This window comes from Hespellia stercorisuis DSM 15480, from assembly GCF_900142165.1.
GTDB lineage: Bacteria > Bacillota > Clostridia > Lachnospirales > Lachnospiraceae > Hespellia > Hespellia stercorisuis.
Genome location: NZ_FQZY01000032.1, coordinates 14,055 through 31,638 on the forward strand (window position 1 = coordinate 14,055; position 17,584 = coordinate 31,638).

Here is a 17,584-nt window from a genome sequence, read left to right on the forward strand (position 1 = left end):
AGATTTGTGAAGGTGCTGAAAGGTCAGAGAGCGAAGGAGGAGAAGAATGAAAAGAAAAAGAAGTAGAGGGATGCAGATACTAAGCATGTTTCTGGTATTTGCGATGCTTTTGGGGAATGTTTCAGTTGCTTCTGCGGAAGATATGAACCCGGGCAGTGGGGTGCAGACGGTTCAGAACGTGGAGAATGCAGCGCAGGAGGAGCCGGATGTTGAGACGGTGACATCTGCGTCGGATGTTCAGTCAGAGCAGGAGATTCAGGAAGAGGATACGAAACAGGATATAGCAGATCTTCCGGATGCTCCGGATTCTGAAACAGAGGAAACTGCGGAGGACGATACAGGGCTTGCGCAGGCCCGCCAGGAAAGAGAAACTCCGGCAATGGAGCTTGGGTTTGTTCCGGGACAGGTTCTTGTGATGGTTCCGGCTTCTCTGGAGGCAGCGAAGACAGAAGAAATTATACAGAATAATGGCGGGGAGATCATTGGCACGTTGGGACTGATACCGGAGTCTACTGTTTATCTGGTTTCCATCGATGAAAAAAAGACAGTTGCTCAGGCAGCAGCAGATTTCGCATCCGAGGAAAGTGTGGAGAGTGCGACACCGGACTATATCATGCAGGCTTATGAGGATTCTGCGGTGGAAACTGCTTTGGATGAGGCAGACACATCTGCAGGGGCAGAAACTGCGTTCCCGACATATTTTGAGCAGATTCATGCACAGCAGGCACAGGCATTGTTGAAGGCGCATGAGCATTCACCGGTGAAGGCTGCGGTTCTCGATGCATTTGAGTCTTCAGAACATGGAACAGAAGTAGAGAACATCATAAAAAGTATTGCCGGTGATTATGACACAAATGCGGTAGAGCTGCAGAGCGTCAATGTCTTCACACAAGGCTATACCTCTTTTTCAAGTGTGATTGCAGCACTGGAGCAGAGCATTGCAGACGGTGCGAAAATAGTCAACATGAGTTTTGGCACAGAACTGGGTGAGACAACGGATGACAGGATTTTCCGGAAGGCATGTGATGCGGCTTATGCGCAGGGAACGCTTCTGATCGCGGCAGCGGGAAACGACGGTGTGGAAGATCAGGGCAATATTCAGACGATTCCTTCCGATTATGATTCCGTGGTGAGTGTAATCGCGACAGACGAGTCAGGCAATCGTGCAGAATCTTCAAATTACGGAGAGAAAAAAAATCTGGCAGCGCCGGGACTTGGCGCCGGGACATCCTATGCTGCATCCATGGTTACAGCAGCTGCGACAATGCTTTTTTCCGCTGATACCGCATTGACCAATGTAAGTGCGAAAAATATTCTGACGGCGACGGCAGTGAATGTTAATGAGGATGACCAGATTGGGGCAGGTGTAGTGAATATCGCAGCGGCATTGGAAGCGATAGGTCTTAAGCTTGAGGAGACCGGCCCTGCGAAAGAAGATACGGCAAAAGAAGACACAGCAAAAGAGACGGCTGAGAAAAATACGGAAAAAGAAATTGCGGCCGTTCAGGGGGAAGATACAGAGAAGGATCCTGCAGTCAGCATTGAAAAACTGAATGTTGCAGCAGGTACGTTTACAGCCCGGATCACAGGAATTACGGATGAGAATGTGGAAAAAGTACTGGTGCCGGTGTGGTGTGCAAGCAATAAGAACGACATCGTGTGGTATGTTGCATCAAAACAGAAGGATGGTTCCTACACGGCAGATGTCAATATTTCGAAGCATAAATACCATGTCGGAACATACAAAGTACATGTTTATACGGAAAATGAAAAAGAAGAGCGGACGTTTGTAAAGAGTACGTCTGTGAAAATGATAGTAGCCTCCAATGCGATGACTGCGGCGGAGAATACGAAAGGAATAAGCTGGAGGGCGAGCGTCAGCGGAGTGGTCGTGCCGGGAGGCCTGAAAAAAGTGATGTTTGCAGTGTGGAGCAGCACGAACGGCCAGGACGATCTGGTATGGTACACTGCGAAAAAGCTGGTGAAGGGGACGTATGCGGCAACCATTTATCCGGGGAATCATAAATCATTGGGGCGATACTATGTTCACGCATATGCGGTGAGTAAAAGCGGACAGATGATTTCTCTGAATCAGACAGAGTTCAAGGTTGCATCTCCCAGTGCAGGAAAAGTGACGGTCAGCAATCTGAATTATGAGGAAGGAACGTTCTCTGTCGTGGTTTCAGAAATTAAAACCCCGAGCGCAGTGAAAGCAGTGAATGTGCCGATATGGTGTGAGAGCGACCAGAGCGACATAAAGTGGTATAAGGCGAAGAGGCAGTCAGACGGAACATACAAGGTGGATGTCAATATTTCGGCACATAAGTATCATGCAGGTGTGTACAAAATTCATACGTACATTACAGATGTTGCCGGAAAACAGACGGCTCAAAAGACCACACAGTGTAATCTGAAAGCGTCTATGAAGAGTCTGACGGTGACGGATTCGGCGAAAAAAGAGATATCCTTCCAGGCAGTTGCGTCCGGCATTAAGGTGCCGGCAGGAACAAAAAAAGTAAGCATTGCGGTATGGAGCAAGTCCGGCGGGCAGGATGACCTGCGCTGGTATGATATGAAAAAGTCAGGCAGTACATACCGGTGCTCTATTCCAGTCAAAAATCATAAGACACTTGGAACATATTCTGCGCATGTATATGCACAAGGAAAAAACGGTGCAATGATTTTCCTCGGAGGGCAGACATTCCAGGTAAAGAACGCTGCAAAGGCATCCGTGAAAATCGGAAGTGTCAATGCATCCAGAGGAATCTTTGCGGTTACAGTTTCAGGGATCGTGGCTCCGGCGGGCGTGGAGAAGGTTGAAGTGCCTGTATGGTACAGCAATGATCAGAGTGATATTGTATGGTATACAGCGAAGAAGCAGAGCAATGGAACATATCGGGTGAATGTAAGTGTGAAAGACCACAGAAATCATAGCGGAACCTATCGTGCACATGTCTATATCACTATGCAGAATGGCATTAAAGCTTTCGCGGGAAGTACAAAAGGCAGAATCGATCTTTCAAATTACATTTATACAACGTCACTTGGAAGTGGAAGAGTGAAGATTGCAGTTATCAATCCAAATGTGAATGGCGTTGCTGCCACGGAGGTTCAGTTCCCGACATGGAGTAATGCCGGCGGACAGGATGACATTATATGGTACAGTGCGGGAAAGAGCGGGAAATCTTGGACGGCGACGATCGACGGAAGAAAGCATCATAACTGGGGAGATTTTACGTCTCACGTATACGCTACGGTAAATGGGGAACAGAGTTATGTGGGGAAGACGTCCTACACGGTTCCCGCATTCCAGTTCGCAGATAAAATTGCATCCTTCAGCACACTGTCTACAAATGATCAATATGGAACATTCAATATGAAGAGAGCTTTGGCCGCATTTAACGGACTGATTGTCCAGCCGGGGGAAACCGTTTCTTTCTTCGGTGTCACAGGACCGTGCGGACAGGAAGACGGCTATGTCCTCGGAGGTGTAATCGGCGGGAACGGATACGGCGGCGGAATCTGCCAGTCGGCAACAACGGTCTATGGCGGCATTGTCCGTGCAGGGCTGACGGTTCTGCAGAGACAGAATCATAGTCTTTCATCCACCTATGTACCGAGAGGGGAGGATGCGATGGTCAGCTATGGAGATTCGGATCTGGTGTTCAGAAATGACTGGGAATTTCCAATCAAGATAGAGACATATTCGGAAGGACAGATGCTGTACATTGATATCTATGGAGAACAGCCGAGTTGGTATGATTATGTTCAGGTAAATTCATGGGAGACCGGTGCACATACAGCTTCAGCGAACAGAGAATTTATCAAAAACGGACAGGTCGTCAGAAGAGATAGCCTGCCGGATTCCTATTATTCAAATTAAGGAATCGGATGAGGTATTCACAAAAAGGAGCAATTAATTGAAGAGACTTAAGAAAAACTGTAAAAGAATATTAAGCCTTCTGATGGCTTTGACATTACTGATGGCAAACACAGCAGTTGTATCTGCAGCGGATCTGGAGGCGAATGTCCCGAATGTGAAAGCGGCCGACAGCACAGTGGTGGATAGTGAAGTAACTGACGACGGAGTGGCAGGCGGTGAAGTTCCCGATGGTGCAGTAACGGATGCCCAAACAACCGATACCGGGGAAACAGATGCTGAGGTGGATCCGGCGACAGAAAGTGAAGTGCCGGAGAATCCGGTGGAGGCAGAGGATATAGAGAAACCGGAAGAGCCGGAGACAGAAGAAAACGCAGAAGCGGCAGCCGAGCGCGCAGCAGCTCCGGAAGAACTGGGATTTGTACCGGGAGAAGTGATTGTCTCCTATGAGACAGGCGTGACACCGGAGCAGGCAGAAACCACTGCCCGGGAGCAGGACGGAACAGTAAAAGATACGCTGGATACAAAAGATGGAACAACGACGGCAGTGGTGGAGATTTCAGAAGATACCACGGTCAGTGAGGCAGTAGCGGCCTACACGGAGGATCCGAGCGTAAAATTTGCAACACCGAACTACCTCTTGGAACTTTCGGAGGACACTACACAAGAGGTGGAAAATCAGCAGGCTTCAGAAGCTGCAAGTAACGATGCGCAGGTCTCGGATCAGAGTTATCTTTCACAGATTCAGGTGCCAGAGGCGTGGCGCCTGATCCAGGGAACACAGCATGGTAAGACAAAGGTAGTAATGCTGGATACAGGAGTGGATATCAATCACGAGGATCTGAAAAACATTCTGAACCTGGATGAGAGCAGGGAAGTGATTGTGGAAAATGGAACCTATTCTTTGGCTCCGCTTCAGGGAGACGGATATGTAAATGGCGTGGACACCAGTCCGGCGAATAAAAATAGCCATGGAACACATGTGGCAGGTATTATTTCCGCAGAGGCGAACAATCAGCTTGGAATTGCCGGAGTCGGAAGTGCCGGAGACAATTCAGCAATCGATCTGGTAGCAGTGGATATTTTCAGCGGAAAAGAAACGACGAGTATGGCCCATTTGTTAAAGGGACTGGAGTATGCAGAATCAATTCAAGCTCGGGTGATCAACCTGAGTCTCGGTGTGCAGGCGTCCGGTTTATCGGCCGAAAGTCTGGAACTTTTACAGGATGCTTGTGATTCTGCCGCCGGAGCGGGGATTACCCTTGTCTGTGCAGCCGGAAACTATGCATCTGGCGACAATGGCAGTGTGGCAACGGTCCCTTCTGATTTTGAATCGACAATCAGCGTAATCAGTGTTGATGCGGCAAACACAAAAGCAGGAACATCGAATTACGGGACGCGAAAGGATGTGTCAGCTCCGGGGGTGAATATTTACAGCACGTATGATATGTCCTCATTTGGAACCGGGTATGCATTAAAGAGCGGGACGTCCATGGCAGCACCTATGGTGACTGCGGCTGCAGCATTTCTTTACGCGGCAGATTCCGGGATGACACCGGAGAAGGTGAAGGAGATTGTACGCAGCACAGCGACGGATATCGGAACAGAGGGATATGACGAGCTGACAGGAGCGGGTCTTCTGAATGTGGAAAAAGCAGTGCAGGCAGTCGTGCCGGATCAGGAACTGGAAGAACCGGCAGCAGAACCCAAAACAGATCAGAAGGATACAGCGGACAGCAAGACGGCAAAAACGCAGTCAAAAACTGCAGAAGAGCCGACCGTTACACTAAAAGCGTCGCGGAGCAGTGCTGCATTGTCCAACTTTACGGAGACGAAGGACCTGAAGAAAATTACATTCGCGGTGTGGAGCAAAACAAATGGTAAGGATGATCTGAGATGGTATGATGCGACAGAAATATCAAGCGGGACATATAAAAGTTCTCTCTCGCTGAAGAATCATAAATCGAATGGTACCTATTATGTGCATGCCTATGCCCAGTACCGGGATGGTACGAAGAAATTCATCAAGAGTACATCTTTCAAGGTAGGAAAGCCGGCAGTCAGCAGCATTTCATTTACAAACAAAAACGTGACCAATGGGAAATTTACCGTGAAAGTGGCGGTGACAGGCGCAAGTCTGATCAAGGAGGTGCGGATTCCGGTATGGTGCAGTGAAGACCAGAATGACATTGTCTGGTACAAGGCAGTCGAACAAAGTGATGGAACGTATGCAGTGAATGTAAATATTTCAAAACATAAGTATCACACGGGAACGTATCAGGCCCACGTCTATGTGACGGACATCTTCTCCACACAGAGATTTGGAAAAGCGGCATCCACAGCAATGAGCGTTACGAAGGGAACCATGTCTGTGGCACAGATAAAATCTTCCGGGACCTATGCGGTGAATGTCAGTGGAATCCATGTCCCGGCAGGTGAAAAAAGTGTAAGGTTTGCAGTTTGGAGTGAGGACAAGGGGCAGGATGACATAAAGTGGTACGCAGGCAAAAAAGCAGCAACGGGGACATACACTTGTGAATTTAGTCTTGAGAATCATAAATCATACGGAAAATATAATATACATGCTTATGCACAGAGTAAAAGCGGTGAGATGCTCTGCGTAGGAAACAAGACAGCAAAAATAAGTGTGCCGGCAATTGGCAGCATCAAAATACAGAATCGGAATTATGCGAAGGGAACATTTCAGGTCAGACTGTCCGGAATTACGAATACTTCCGCGGTCTCAAAGATATCCGTACCGGTGTGGTGTGCCGATAACCAGAGCGACATTGTATGGTATACCGCGAAAAGACAGACAGACGGCACTTTTCTGGCGACAGTAAGTGTATCGAAGCATAAATACCATGCAGGAACGTATCAGGTACATGCGTATGTCACAGATGCATTTGGAACACAGCGGTTTGCCGGAAAAACAACAAGTGATATGAATACAACTACAACAGGAATAAAAGCGGTGGATTCCAAAAAAACGGAAACGACATATGTGCTGAGCGCGACAAGTGTTCAGGTACCGGCGGGAGCAAAGAATGTAAAATTTGCGGTATGGGGAGACGCGGGCGGTCAGAATGACCTGAAGTGGTACACCGCCACAAACGTAGGTACTACATACCAATATAAGCTTCCGATAAAGAATCATAAGGAAGTCGGAAAATACAATGTCCATGCATACGTCGTCCTGAAAAGCGGAGACATGCAGATCCTGGGAACTACAGGATTTACGGTGACGAATAAAATAACAGGTTCGATAGATGTTAAAAACGTGAACGGCGACAACGGCCGTTTTACAATCGTTGCCAGCGGAGTCAGCGCAACGAGCACCGTGCAGCGGGTTCGTGCGGCGGTCTGGAGTGCCGATAACCAGTCAGATATAGGCTGGTATGATCTGGAACTGCAGTCGGACGGTACCTACCAGTGTATTGGAAATGTATCAAATCACCAATATCATTCCGGGACATATCTTGTCCATATGTATGTGACAGGAGGAAACTGGATACAGACACACGCAGGAAGCACCAGCTTTACAATAAAGGTGCTGAGTGCTGCAGCGGTGGAGGTACAGAAATATACCTATGTTCCATATGTATATGGAGGGAAAGACACCAACGGATGGGACTGCAGCGGCTTTGTTACATGGGCACTGAACAACTGCTTTAAGCTCAATGTCCCGTATCGCACATCACAAATGTATGCTTCAGCAGGATTTGCAATTGACAAGAACAATATGGCATCCTGGCAGCCGGGAGATGTTCTTGTAATGTACAATTATGGTCATGTAGCTCTTTATCTTGGAGATGGAATGATCATGCACGCAGCAGATGAGGCGACGGGTACTGTGGTGGTTCCGCTTTCTTCATGGCTGAGAGCGGAAGTGGTTGCAGTCAGAAGGATCCTGAGTTAAGCTGTGAAAAATGAGAACAGGAAATAAGAAATAAAAGTAAGATGTAAAGACAGGAAATAAAGATAAGCAATAAAAGCAGGAAATAAGAGTAAGAAATAAAGACAGGAAATAAAAACGGCTCCGGGAAACGCTGGAGCCGTTTTTATTTCCTGCCTTTATTTCTTATCCTGATTTTTTATCCAGGTCTTTACTTCTTGAAAAGCTTTCTTGAAAACCAGTCTTTGATATAAGAGAAAGTATATCTGATCAGATCCCATTCAATCAGGAAATAAAAAGGAAGATGACGAAGTCTGAAAGGAACCTTTTTACACTTATGCAGGGTATTCAGGCCTTCTTTCAACCCTTCTTTATAGTCATTGCCGAACCCGATCTTACAAAAAAAGAGATATTTCACAAAATATCCAAAACTAAGTGGTAAAATATTCAAGGCTAATTGCAGAACCGGCATGTTTTTATAGTTCAGGTAGATGCTGTTCCTTGAGGAAAGCTTTACCTTGAAGGTATTGTATTTGGAACCGCTTGAACCACTTCCGACATGGTATACAAGCGCTGTGGGACAGTACATGTTCTGGTAACCGTAGATACGGGCACGGTATCCGATGTCAATATCCTCCAGATACGCAAAATGTGCCTCGTCAAAATAACCGATTTTTTTGAAAGCACTGCGGCGGTAGATCGCGGCACCGGCACATGCTGTAAATATAGAATCCGCTTTCGTATAATTGGACACCGGGCGGCCGATTCCGCGGCAGACGCCCCAGCCCAGAAGCGTATAGAGATCTCCGGCGCTGTCGATCAATTCAGGGTGGTACATCTGAATCATCTTGCTGCTGACAGAAAAGATGCGTTGGGAAGATTCGATGGCCTTCACCATCTCACCGACATAGTTCTTATCCACAGTGGTGTCGTTGTTCAACAGAATTACATAGGGAGTGTGGCTGTTCTGGATGCCGACATTGACGGCCTTGCTGAAACCGTAGTTCTTATCCAGCGGAATCACTTCGATGTCAGGGTAAGACTCCGCCATGAACTCAAGGCTACCGTCGGAGGAAGCGTTATCGACAACAAGAACCTTGAACTGGCGGTAGGTCTGTTCTTTTAATGACTGAAGACAGGGCTCCATGAAATGCCTGCCGTTATAATTGGGAATAATAATTGTTACTTTCATAATTACCTCTTTTGTTTTTTTATGATCTGTAACATATTATAGCAAATTATGAATCTTTTGACTACAGAAATATCGCAGAGGAGCATCTGAATGCGCTGCTGATAATCCGGAATGATATGAAAAGTCTTCGCTCAAAAGAAGCGAACCTGCCGGAGAGTGGGAGTGAACAGCTCCGTTTATATTACAAAAATGTTAAAAAGTTGTTAATAAAATAAGTGGTAGTGCTTGTCCTTTTGCCATAAATATTGTATCATATAACAGATAATGTAAATAATGGAAATAGGTGAAATCATGATTAAAGATAATCAAAAATATTTTAACAGAATACATGTCGTAATTGATGGGCTGGTCGTAGCGCTGTCATATGTGTTTGCATGGTTTATTCGATTCAGAAGCGGATTGTTTACGCTTGATCCATGGTATTTGTCCTTTGATGTCTATATGAGTGCCCTGATCTATATTGTACCGGGGTATCTTGTTCTGTATTCAATATTTCAGCTCTATACAGCGAAACGTGTGCAGGGAAGACGTCTGGAGGCATGGCACATTGTACAGGCGAATGCAATCGGGCTGCTGGTTTTTTTCATGGTACTGTATCTGACAAAACAGCAGAACTTCGCGCGTACGATGATCCTGGTGTTTTTCTGTGTCAACATTTTCGCAGAAATCTTTGTGCGTAATTTGATACGCTATTTTCTCCGCGATATCAGAAGAAAAGGCTACAATCAGAAACATATGATTCTGGTAGGCTACAGCCGGGCAACGGAACAGTATATAGACAGAATTATAGCAAATCCGGAGTGGGGATATTCCATAAGAGGTATTCTGGATGACCACCAGCCGAGAGGAATGGAATACAAAGGCGTAAAAGTGATCGGCAGCATCGACAATCTTCTGATTATTCTGCCCCAGAACAGGGTGGACGAGATTGCAATCACGCTGGGAATCAATGAGTATCATAAGCTTGAGTACATTGTAAACATGTGTGAAAAATCAGGTGTGCATACAAAATTTATTCCTGATTACAACAACATCATACCGACCAAACCGTATACAGAGGACATTTTGGGTCTGCCTGTGATCAACATCCGCCATGTGCCGCTCAGTAATACGGTCAACATTGTTTTGAAACGGATTGTCGATATCTTTGGTGCGTCGGTGGCACTGATTCTGTTTTCTCCGATCATGCTTGCAACGGCAGCCGCAATTAAGATCACGGCTCCGGGTCCGCTTATCTTCAAGCAGGAGCGGGTGGGGCTGCAGAATAAGACGTTTGACATGTATAAGTTCCGCTCCATGGTGGTGCAGAAGGAGAGTGAGGAACGGGGAGAATGGACAACCAAGAATGACCCCCGCGTGACAAAAGTAGGAAAAATTATTCGCAAGACAAGTATTGACGAGATGCCACAACTGTTTAACGTGCTAAAAGGGGACATGAGTCTGGTGGGACCAAGGCCGGAACGCCCGCAGTTCGTTGAAAAATTTAAAGAAGAGATCCCACGCTATATGGTCAAGCACCAGGTTCGCCCGGGTCTTACCGGATGGGCACAGGTGAATGGATACCGGGGAGATACATCTATCAGAAAAAGAATAGATTATGATCTGTATTATATTGAAAACTGGACGCTGGGATTTGATTTCAAAATCCTGTTTCTGACATTTTTTAAAGGTTTTGTAAACAAAAATGCATATTAATTATTAAGAGGAGTGGGTTATGGCTAAAAAAAATCCGTATGCGGGAATGACGAGAGGGCAGCGCAAGATGCTGCGTAAGAGAAGAAGACGCAGAAAGATATTGATCCTGCTGGTGGAGTTGATTCTTTTACTTGTTTTGGGGACGGTGGCGTTCGGAACCGTAAAATGGAGCAAGATGAGTCAGACAAATCTGAAGTCGGCTGATCTGGAGATGTACAAGGATACAGGTGATTTCACGAATATCGCACTGTTCGGGCTGGACTCAAGAGATGGAGAACTTGAGGGGGGCGTACAGAGTGACACGATTATGATTGCGAGTATCAATAACAAGACAAATGAATTGAATCTGGTATCTGTATACAGAGATACCCTGATGCAGCAGACAGACGGAACATATGAGAAAGCCAACAGTGCATACTGTGAAGGCGGTGTGGCAGATGCAATCGCCATGCTGAATCGAAATCTGGATCTGGACATTGACAAATACGTCAGTATAAACTTTAATGCGCTGATCGATGTAATCGACGCTCTGGATGGTATTGAAATCGATGTGACCGACGAGGAGATTGATTACATCAACGGCTATGCAACCGAAATCATCAAGGTGACAGGGAAAGATACCTGGGCGGTAACACAGCCGGGCAGACAGACGCTGACCGGTGTGCAGGCGACTGCATATGCCAGAATCCGCTATACGACCGGAGATGACTACAAGCGCACGGAGAGACAGCGCCTCGTCCTGCAAAAAGTAATTGAAAAGGCACAACAGGCGGATTTTGTTACTCTGAACAAAATTGTTGATAAGGTACTTCCACAGGTGTCCACGAATCTGACTGCGACAAACCTGTTGGGGATGGCGGCTCATGCCAAGGAATACTCAATCGGCGAGATGTCAGGATTCCCATTTGACGTTACCGCATGTGATTATGTGGTTGGGCATGAGGGATCCTATGTGACAGCAATCGGTTTCGCAGACAATGTAAAACAACTGCATAAGTATTTGTTTGGGGAACAGAATTATCAGGTGTCAGACACGGTACAGACTGTTGACGGCGATGTTATTTATCTGACAGGAATTGACCCGGCCAATTACGGAGGCGGAGAGACCGGGACGAGCGGTGGTGACGGAACCACCGGCGGTGATGGAACAGACAGCGGAACCTATGGCGGTGAAGGAGCGGACAGCGGAACCTATGACGCAGGCGGAGCGGGTGATACTTCTTACGACAGCACAGGAGATTACACGCAAAATGGAGGCGGCACAGATGCCGGCTGGCAGGATAACACACAGAATGAGGGGTATTATGATAATTCAGCCACGTATTAAGTACAGCATTTATATAATTGTATATGGCATCGCATATGCGATGGCCGGGATGGGACTTCATTATGTGTCCAGCCTGGCGCTGTGTCTGCTGGCATTTTATCTGTATCTGTGTGATTTCCTGAATACACACAATCTGGTTCACCTGAGGGGGCTGCTGGCTCTGTCCTGGATAGGCGGACAGGGAATCGCCTGCCTTCAGCTGAGCAAACTGCAGACGGACTGGGAGCGCGAGACATGGCTTTGCTTTTTTCTGGTATATCTCTGCTTTTCGGTGGGCTATGATTTTCTGGAAAAAAAGGGAAAACATGCTCCCGTGAAAAGTGAACTTGTAATTACGAGGAGCGGGCAGCAGGCACGCAGGGTGGAATGGTGCATTGGTGTGCTGGTTGCCTGCTCAGTGATCTGCTTCGCGGTGGAGGCAGCCGTTGTGGGATTTATTCCGCTTTTCTCAGATATGCCTCATGCGTATTCTTATTTTCACATATCGGGAGTGCATTATTTTACAATCAGCTGCATACTGATACCGGGATTATCTGTGATATATGGAAGGATGACAGAGACTTTCACAAAAAAAGATGCAGTTCTGCTTCTTATCTGCAATTTCACTGCGGTTGCGATACCGATCCTATGCGTATCCAGATTTCAGCTTCTTTTTGCAGTCGGTTTTGCGGTGGTGGTGTACGTAATTATTTATGAAAAGATCACGTGGAAGATGATTGTCGGCTTTTTTGCAGTCATGATACCGGTATACGTGCTTCTTACATTTGCTAGGCATCATGATGTCAGTTATCTGAACGGTATTTTTGAGATGAAGAATGCGAAGATACCGATTTTCGTGACTCAGCCGTACATCTACGTGGCCAATAACTTCGAAAATTTCAACTGTATGGTGAAAGAACTGAGTGCACATACAATGGGGCTGCGGATGCTGTTTCCCGCATTTGCATTGACGGGAATGAAATTTGTGTTTCCGCAGCTGGTCAATTTCCCTATTTTCATCACAAAGACAGAGTTGACGACAGTCACGATGTTCTATGATATGTACTATGATTTTGGTGTGATTGGAATGGCGGTTGTGCCGCTGATTTTAGGCGGGGTTGCTGCGAAAGTGACCGGAGTGATCCATTCCAGCAGAAATCCTGTCTCGTTTTTGTACTATGGCCAGCTGGCAATTTATCTGGGACTGTCTTTTTTTACCACCTGGTTCAGCAATCCAACCACCTGGTTCTGGCTGATATTGACAACCATTATGTACTGGTTTGTGGAACATAAGAAGAAGGCACAGTAAAAGGAGCGCGATGGTCTGCCGGGGACGTGCAGGCCTGTAGATTAGAGGAGAGTGCAGGATATGCCGATGAATAAGAAGACAGTAGATGTAATCATACCAACCTATAAACCGGATGAAACTATAAAAAAGCTGCTGGACAGACTGTCTGTACAGACTTATCCGGTACAGAATATATTTATCATGAACACGAGAACAGAGGTGGATCTGCCGGAGGAACTGAATCAGATGGACAACATCCGCATCATCCAGATCGAGCCAGAAGCCTTTGACCATGGCGGGACAAGACACCGGGGAGCGAGGCTGTCGCATGCGGATCTCATACTGTTTATGACGCAGGATGCAATGCCGTATAATAAGCAGCTGGTGGAACAGCTGGTGAAAGCATTCGAGGACGAGAAGGTCGGAGCGGCATTTGCGAGGCAGCTGCCGGATCGGGACTGCGGCGTGATCGAACGGTATACGAGGAGCTTTAATTATCCGGAGACAGGTCGGGTGAAATCAATACAGGATATAGAAGAGCTGGGAGTGAAGACTTTTTTCTGCTCAAATGTATGTGCAATCTATCGAAAAGATGTTTATGATTCACTTGGAGGATTTGAAAAGAAGACTATATTCAACGAAGATATGATTTTTGCGGGGAGAATTCTTCAGTCGGGCTGCAAAATAGCTTATGTGGCGGATGCCGAGGTGATTCATTCCCATAATTACAGCTGTATGCAGCAATTCAGACGGAATTTTGATCTTGCCGTTTCGCAGGTGGAGCATCCGGAGGTGTTTGAGGGTGTAAAATCAGAAAGCGAAGGGGTGCGTCTGGTCAGCCGGACAGCAGGATACCTGCTTAAAATCAGAAAACCCTGGCTCATTATAAATCTGGTGATAAAGAGCGGGTTTAAGTACATGGGATATAAGCTGGGACAGAATTACAGAAAATTACCACAATGGGTTGTATTGAAATGTACGATGAATCCGAGATATTGGGCTTTTTAGCCTAAAAATCACAGTTTTTTCATTGAATTATATAAGAAAATATTGTATGATAAGGTGTGATTTACAATGAGATATGAATGAGAAAGGGTATATATGGCAGAGAGAAGAGCAAATTCCCAAAGTCGTACCGAACAGAACAGAAGGACAAGAGACTCCATTCGTGAACAGGATCAAAGTACCCGGAGAAAACCGGAATCCCGGCAGCGTATGCAGGAAACTCCTGAACAGGGGAGCGGCAGGCAGAGGAATCTGGAAAGAAATTCTGGGAGACGAAGGATGGATAACTCCGGAAACAGGTCGGGGGCAGAGAATAGAAACATAAATTCCCAAACAAATACGGGAAGAAAGCACAGATCGGGTGACCGGACTGATTCGCGAACAGGTTCCGGAATGAACAACCGGACAGATTCACGCACAGGATCCAGAGTGGACAGCAGGAGAAAACCACGCACCAGAGCGGCAGCCGGATCGAACAGAAAACGAAGACGGCCGAAGAGAGGTTTTGCAGCCTGGCCCATATGGAAAAAAATCTTAATAATAGTTTTTGGAGTGCTTATTTTACTGATATCGCTTGGTCTGGCGATTCTTGCCAGCAAGTATCATAAGATTAACACGAAGACGCTGGATACCGAAGCCCTGAACATTTCGCAGGAAGTGACCGAGAATGTTGCACAGACAGGCTACTTGAATGTCGCACTGTTTGGTCTGGATACCAGAACAGATTTGACAGAAGACGTTGAGGGAACGCGAAGCGATACAATTATGATCGCAAGCATTAATCTGGAGACGAAAGCCGTAAAATTATGCTCGGTATACCGTGACACATATCTTCAGCAGGATGACGGAACGTATGAGAAAGCAAATGCCGCGTACTCGTTCGGCGAAGCGCAGGAGGCAGTGGCACTTCTGAATAAGAATCTGGATATGGATATTCAGCATTATGTTTCGGTGGACTTTAAAGCGATGGTAGATGTAATTGATGCGCTGGGTGGCATTGATATAGATGTTCAGCAGGAAGAAATTGACTACATCAATGGATATGCGACGGAGATCATCAAAAATACAGGGGTTGATACATGGGCAGTCACAGATCCGGGAATGCAGACACTGACCGGAACTCAGGCGACGGCATATGCGCGAATCCGGTATACGTCAGGTGACGATTACCGCAGAACAGAGCGTCAGAGAGAAGTGCTGACACAGATTGTCAAAAAGGCACAGAACAGTAATCTTCTTACGATCAACAAAATTATCGATAAAGTATTTCCGGAGATACAGACAAACTTCACGTTGAAAGAAATTCTTTCGTATTCGAAGGATGCGATGAAATATCAGCTTGGAGAGACAACCGGATTTCCGTTTGATAAAGAGGCGCAGACGCTGAGCGGTGTCGGAAGTGTTGTTCTTCCGATGACACTGGAAAGCAACGTCACACAGCTGCATCAGTATTTCTTTGGGGAGGACGGATATACACCGTCATCAACCGTGGTTGCGATCAGTGGTGAGATCGAAGATAAAGCGTCCAGCCTTGGAACTACAGATTCTGATGATATGACTTATTATAATCAGGACTGGTCATCGGATGGAACCGATTATTCAGGAAATTATTCGTCATACGGAACGGGTACAACAGACCAGACGTATGGAGAGGAGACGACGGACCAGACTGGCGGAACGGGAACCGTGGATCAAACTGGCGGAGCGGGAACTGTGGATCAGTCCGGCACAACGGGAACTGTGGATCAAACCGGTGGAGCAGACACGCAGGGATATTAACAGTACGATATGATAATTCAAGAAAGAGAATGAGGGAAAAACATGAAAGCAGTAAAAAAAGTCAGTACAGGGCTAGCGGCAGTTTGTTTGATGTTCTTCTGTTTTACATTTGCATCACATGCTGCGGAGGGAACACTGGTGTTTTCGGATCCGGAGACAACAAAGGGCTCTGAGGTGACAATTGATGTCAAGGTAACGGCAGGGCAGGCGATTGGTGACAGCGATATCAACCTTACCTACGATCCGGCCGTGCTGGAATTTGTAAGTGGAACCAACGCAACAGGCGGTGACGGGAATGTTGCATTGTCCGCATCCGGTGACGGGACGGTGACAGAATTAGATTACAGTATCGTGTTCAAGGCCTTGGACGAAGGATCTACAACGGTAGATGTAGCTGGTTACACGGCTTATCTGTATTCAAACGAGGCATTGACTTTGACAGAGGGCAACGCAACAGTTACAATTGGTCCTGGAGACGGGACAGAGACCACAGGACAGTCATCTGGAAACGGGTTGCAGGTCGACGTGAAAGGGACATCCTATACGATTTATGAAGATTTTTCAGATGCATTGATTTTCCAGGGGTTCTCGAGAGCGGAGATGCAGTTTGAAGGTGCGGCCAGAAAATGTCTTGTTCAGGATGCGGGTGGAAAATATCTGTTTTTCTTAAATGATGCGAACAACGATTCACATATGGCATTATACAATGAAAGCAACGGAACGTTTTCATTTACGGAACAGATCATGATTACGAATGACCGGTATATCCTTCTGACAGATCAGGGAGATGGATCAGATCTTCCAAACAAGTACAAAGCGACGACGCTGACATTGAATGGCAATGAATTTCCGGCATGGCAGGATTCGGAAGAGACAGATTTCTATCTGGTTTATGCACTGAACAGCCTCGGAAAAGAAGAGTTCTACGAGTATGATAAAACAGAGGACACATATCAGAGATATGTAGTGCCGGCAAAGGTAACCGTGAAAAATTCAACAGGACTGGTGAACAAGATTACAGATGCTATTGAAAAAAATCTGACGATCATCCTGATTGTGGCATGGGCAGTCTTCTTATTACTATTGATTATTATTATTGTACTGAGCGTAAAGCTGAAAAACAGAAATCGTGAACTGGATGAATTGTATAATAATCAATACGATGATCAATATGGGGAACCTACGGATTCATATGATGGCTATGATGATGACATGGCGTACAATGATGACGAAGATGATGCGTACTATGAAGATGACGACAGCGATGAATATGAAGATGATGATGACGAGTATTATGACGACGAAGACGACGATGAGTATTATGATGACGAAGATGATGAAAACTACGATGATGAAGACGACGATTACGAAGTTGATTTTGTAGATCTGGATGATTAATATTATATGAGAGAGTACATGGGGCATTGCGACTGCAATGCCCCATGTACGTGAAGAACTTCTTGGAAGATCCGGACAAATTCGTTATGGGCGAATAATTGCGCTGTTTCAAGGTTTCTACAATAATTAATCACAATTTTAACACA

General features: G+C 46.3%; 10 protein-coding genes. 9 read left to right on the top strand and 1 reads right to left on the bottom strand.

The features are described 5' to 3' along the window. Window positions 1-46 precede the first annotated feature (46 nt). Both BUB85_RS11560 and BUB85_RS11565 read left to right on the top strand, forming a co-directional pair. Entirely contained in the window at window positions 47-3,883 is a 3,837-nt protein-coding gene (locus BUB85_RS11560; protein WP_073110580.1) for a GBS Bsp-like repeat-containing protein, read from the top strand. A gap of 37 nt (window positions 3,884-3,920) precedes the next feature. After that, a complete protein-coding gene (locus BUB85_RS11565) occupies window positions 3,921-7,799 on the top strand; it encodes a GBS Bsp-like repeat-containing protein (protein WP_073110582.1) in 3,879 nt (1,292 codons plus the stop codon). Between the two features lie 187 nt (window positions 7,800-7,986). Here BUB85_RS11565 and BUB85_RS11570 read toward each other — a convergent pair whose 3' ends face one another. Further along, entirely contained in the window at window positions 7,987-8,967 is a 981-nt protein-coding gene (locus tag BUB85_RS11570; RefSeq protein WP_073110584.1) for a glycosyltransferase family 2 protein, read from the bottom strand. Between the two features lie 291 nt (window positions 8,968-9,258). On the opposite strand from BUB85_RS11570, the gene BUB85_RS11575 reads away from it, so the two are divergent. From BUB85_RS11575 to BUB85_RS11600, 7 genes are all read left to right on the top strand, one after another. Continuing rightward, a complete protein-coding gene (locus BUB85_RS11575) occupies window positions 9,259-10,662 on the top strand; it encodes an undecaprenyl-phosphate glucose phosphotransferase (RefSeq protein ID WP_073110586.1) in 1,404 nt (467 codons plus the stop codon). A gap of 19 nt (window positions 10,663-10,681) precedes the next feature. Then, window positions 10,682-11,989 carry an LCP family protein gene (locus tag BUB85_RS11580; protein WP_073110589.1) on the top strand — a complete coding sequence of 436 codons (1,308 nt, stop codon included), beginning with the start codon at window positions 10,682-10,684 and terminating at the stop codon, window positions 11,987-11,989. Between the two features lie 49 nt (window positions 11,990-12,038). Then, window positions 12,039-13,277 carry an O-antigen polymerase gene (locus BUB85_RS11585; RefSeq protein WP_330392301.1) on the top strand — a complete coding sequence of 413 codons (1,239 nt, stop codon included), beginning with the start codon at window positions 12,039-12,041 and terminating at the stop codon, window positions 13,275-13,277. Between the two features lie 66 nt (window positions 13,278-13,343). Further along, window positions 13,344-14,264: a glycosyltransferase gene (locus BUB85_RS11590; protein WP_073110638.1), complete on the top strand. Its 921-nt coding sequence runs from the start codon at window positions 13,344-13,346 to the stop codon at window positions 14,262-14,264. 160 nt (window positions 14,265-14,424) lie between these two features. Next, entirely contained in the window at window positions 14,425-14,586 is a 162-nt protein-coding gene (locus BUB85_RS21485; RefSeq protein WP_159434640.1) for a hypothetical protein, read from the top strand. A 68-nt stretch (window positions 14,587-14,654) separates the two neighbouring features. Continuing rightward, window positions 14,655-16,040: an LCP family protein gene (locus tag BUB85_RS11595; RefSeq protein WP_084534016.1), complete on the top strand. Its 1,386-nt coding sequence runs from the start codon at window positions 14,655-14,657 to the stop codon at window positions 16,038-16,040. A gap of 42 nt (window positions 16,041-16,082) precedes the next feature. After that, window positions 16,083-17,438 (top strand): cohesin domain-containing protein, encoded by a 1,356-nt coding sequence (locus BUB85_RS11600; protein ID WP_073110593.1) that lies wholly within the window; start codon window positions 16,083-16,085, stop codon window positions 17,436-17,438. The last annotated feature ends 146 nt before the right edge of the window (window positions 17,439-17,584 follow it).

Coding starts and splice junctions, on each gene's coding strand:
- BUB85_RS11590 (WP_073110638.1), top strand. CDS start 13,344: ATGAATAAGAAGACAGTAGATGTAATCATACCAACCTATAAACCGGAT.
- BUB85_RS11560 (WP_073110580.1), top strand. CDS start 47: ATGAAAAGAAAAAGAAGTAGAGGGATGCAGATACTAAGCATGTTTCTG.
- BUB85_RS11575 (WP_073110586.1), top strand. CDS start 9,259: ATGATTAAAGATAATCAAAAATATTTTAACAGAATACATGTCGTAATT.
- BUB85_RS11585 (WP_330392301.1), top strand. CDS start 12,039: ATGGGACTTCATTATGTGTCCAGCCTGGCGCTGTGTCTGCTGGCATTT.
- BUB85_RS11580 (WP_073110589.1), top strand. CDS start 10,682: ATGGCTAAAAAAAATCCGTATGCGGGAATGACGAGAGGGCAGCGCAAG.
- BUB85_RS11570 (WP_073110584.1), bottom strand. CDS start 8,967: ATGAAAGTAACAATTATTATTCCCAATTATAACGGCAGGCATTTCATG.
- BUB85_RS11600 (WP_073110593.1), top strand. CDS start 16,083: ATGAAAGCAGTAAAAAAAGTCAGTACAGGGCTAGCGGCAGTTTGTTTG.
- BUB85_RS11595 (WP_084534016.1), top strand. CDS start 14,655: ATGAACAACCGGACAGATTCACGCACAGGATCCAGAGTGGACAGCAGG.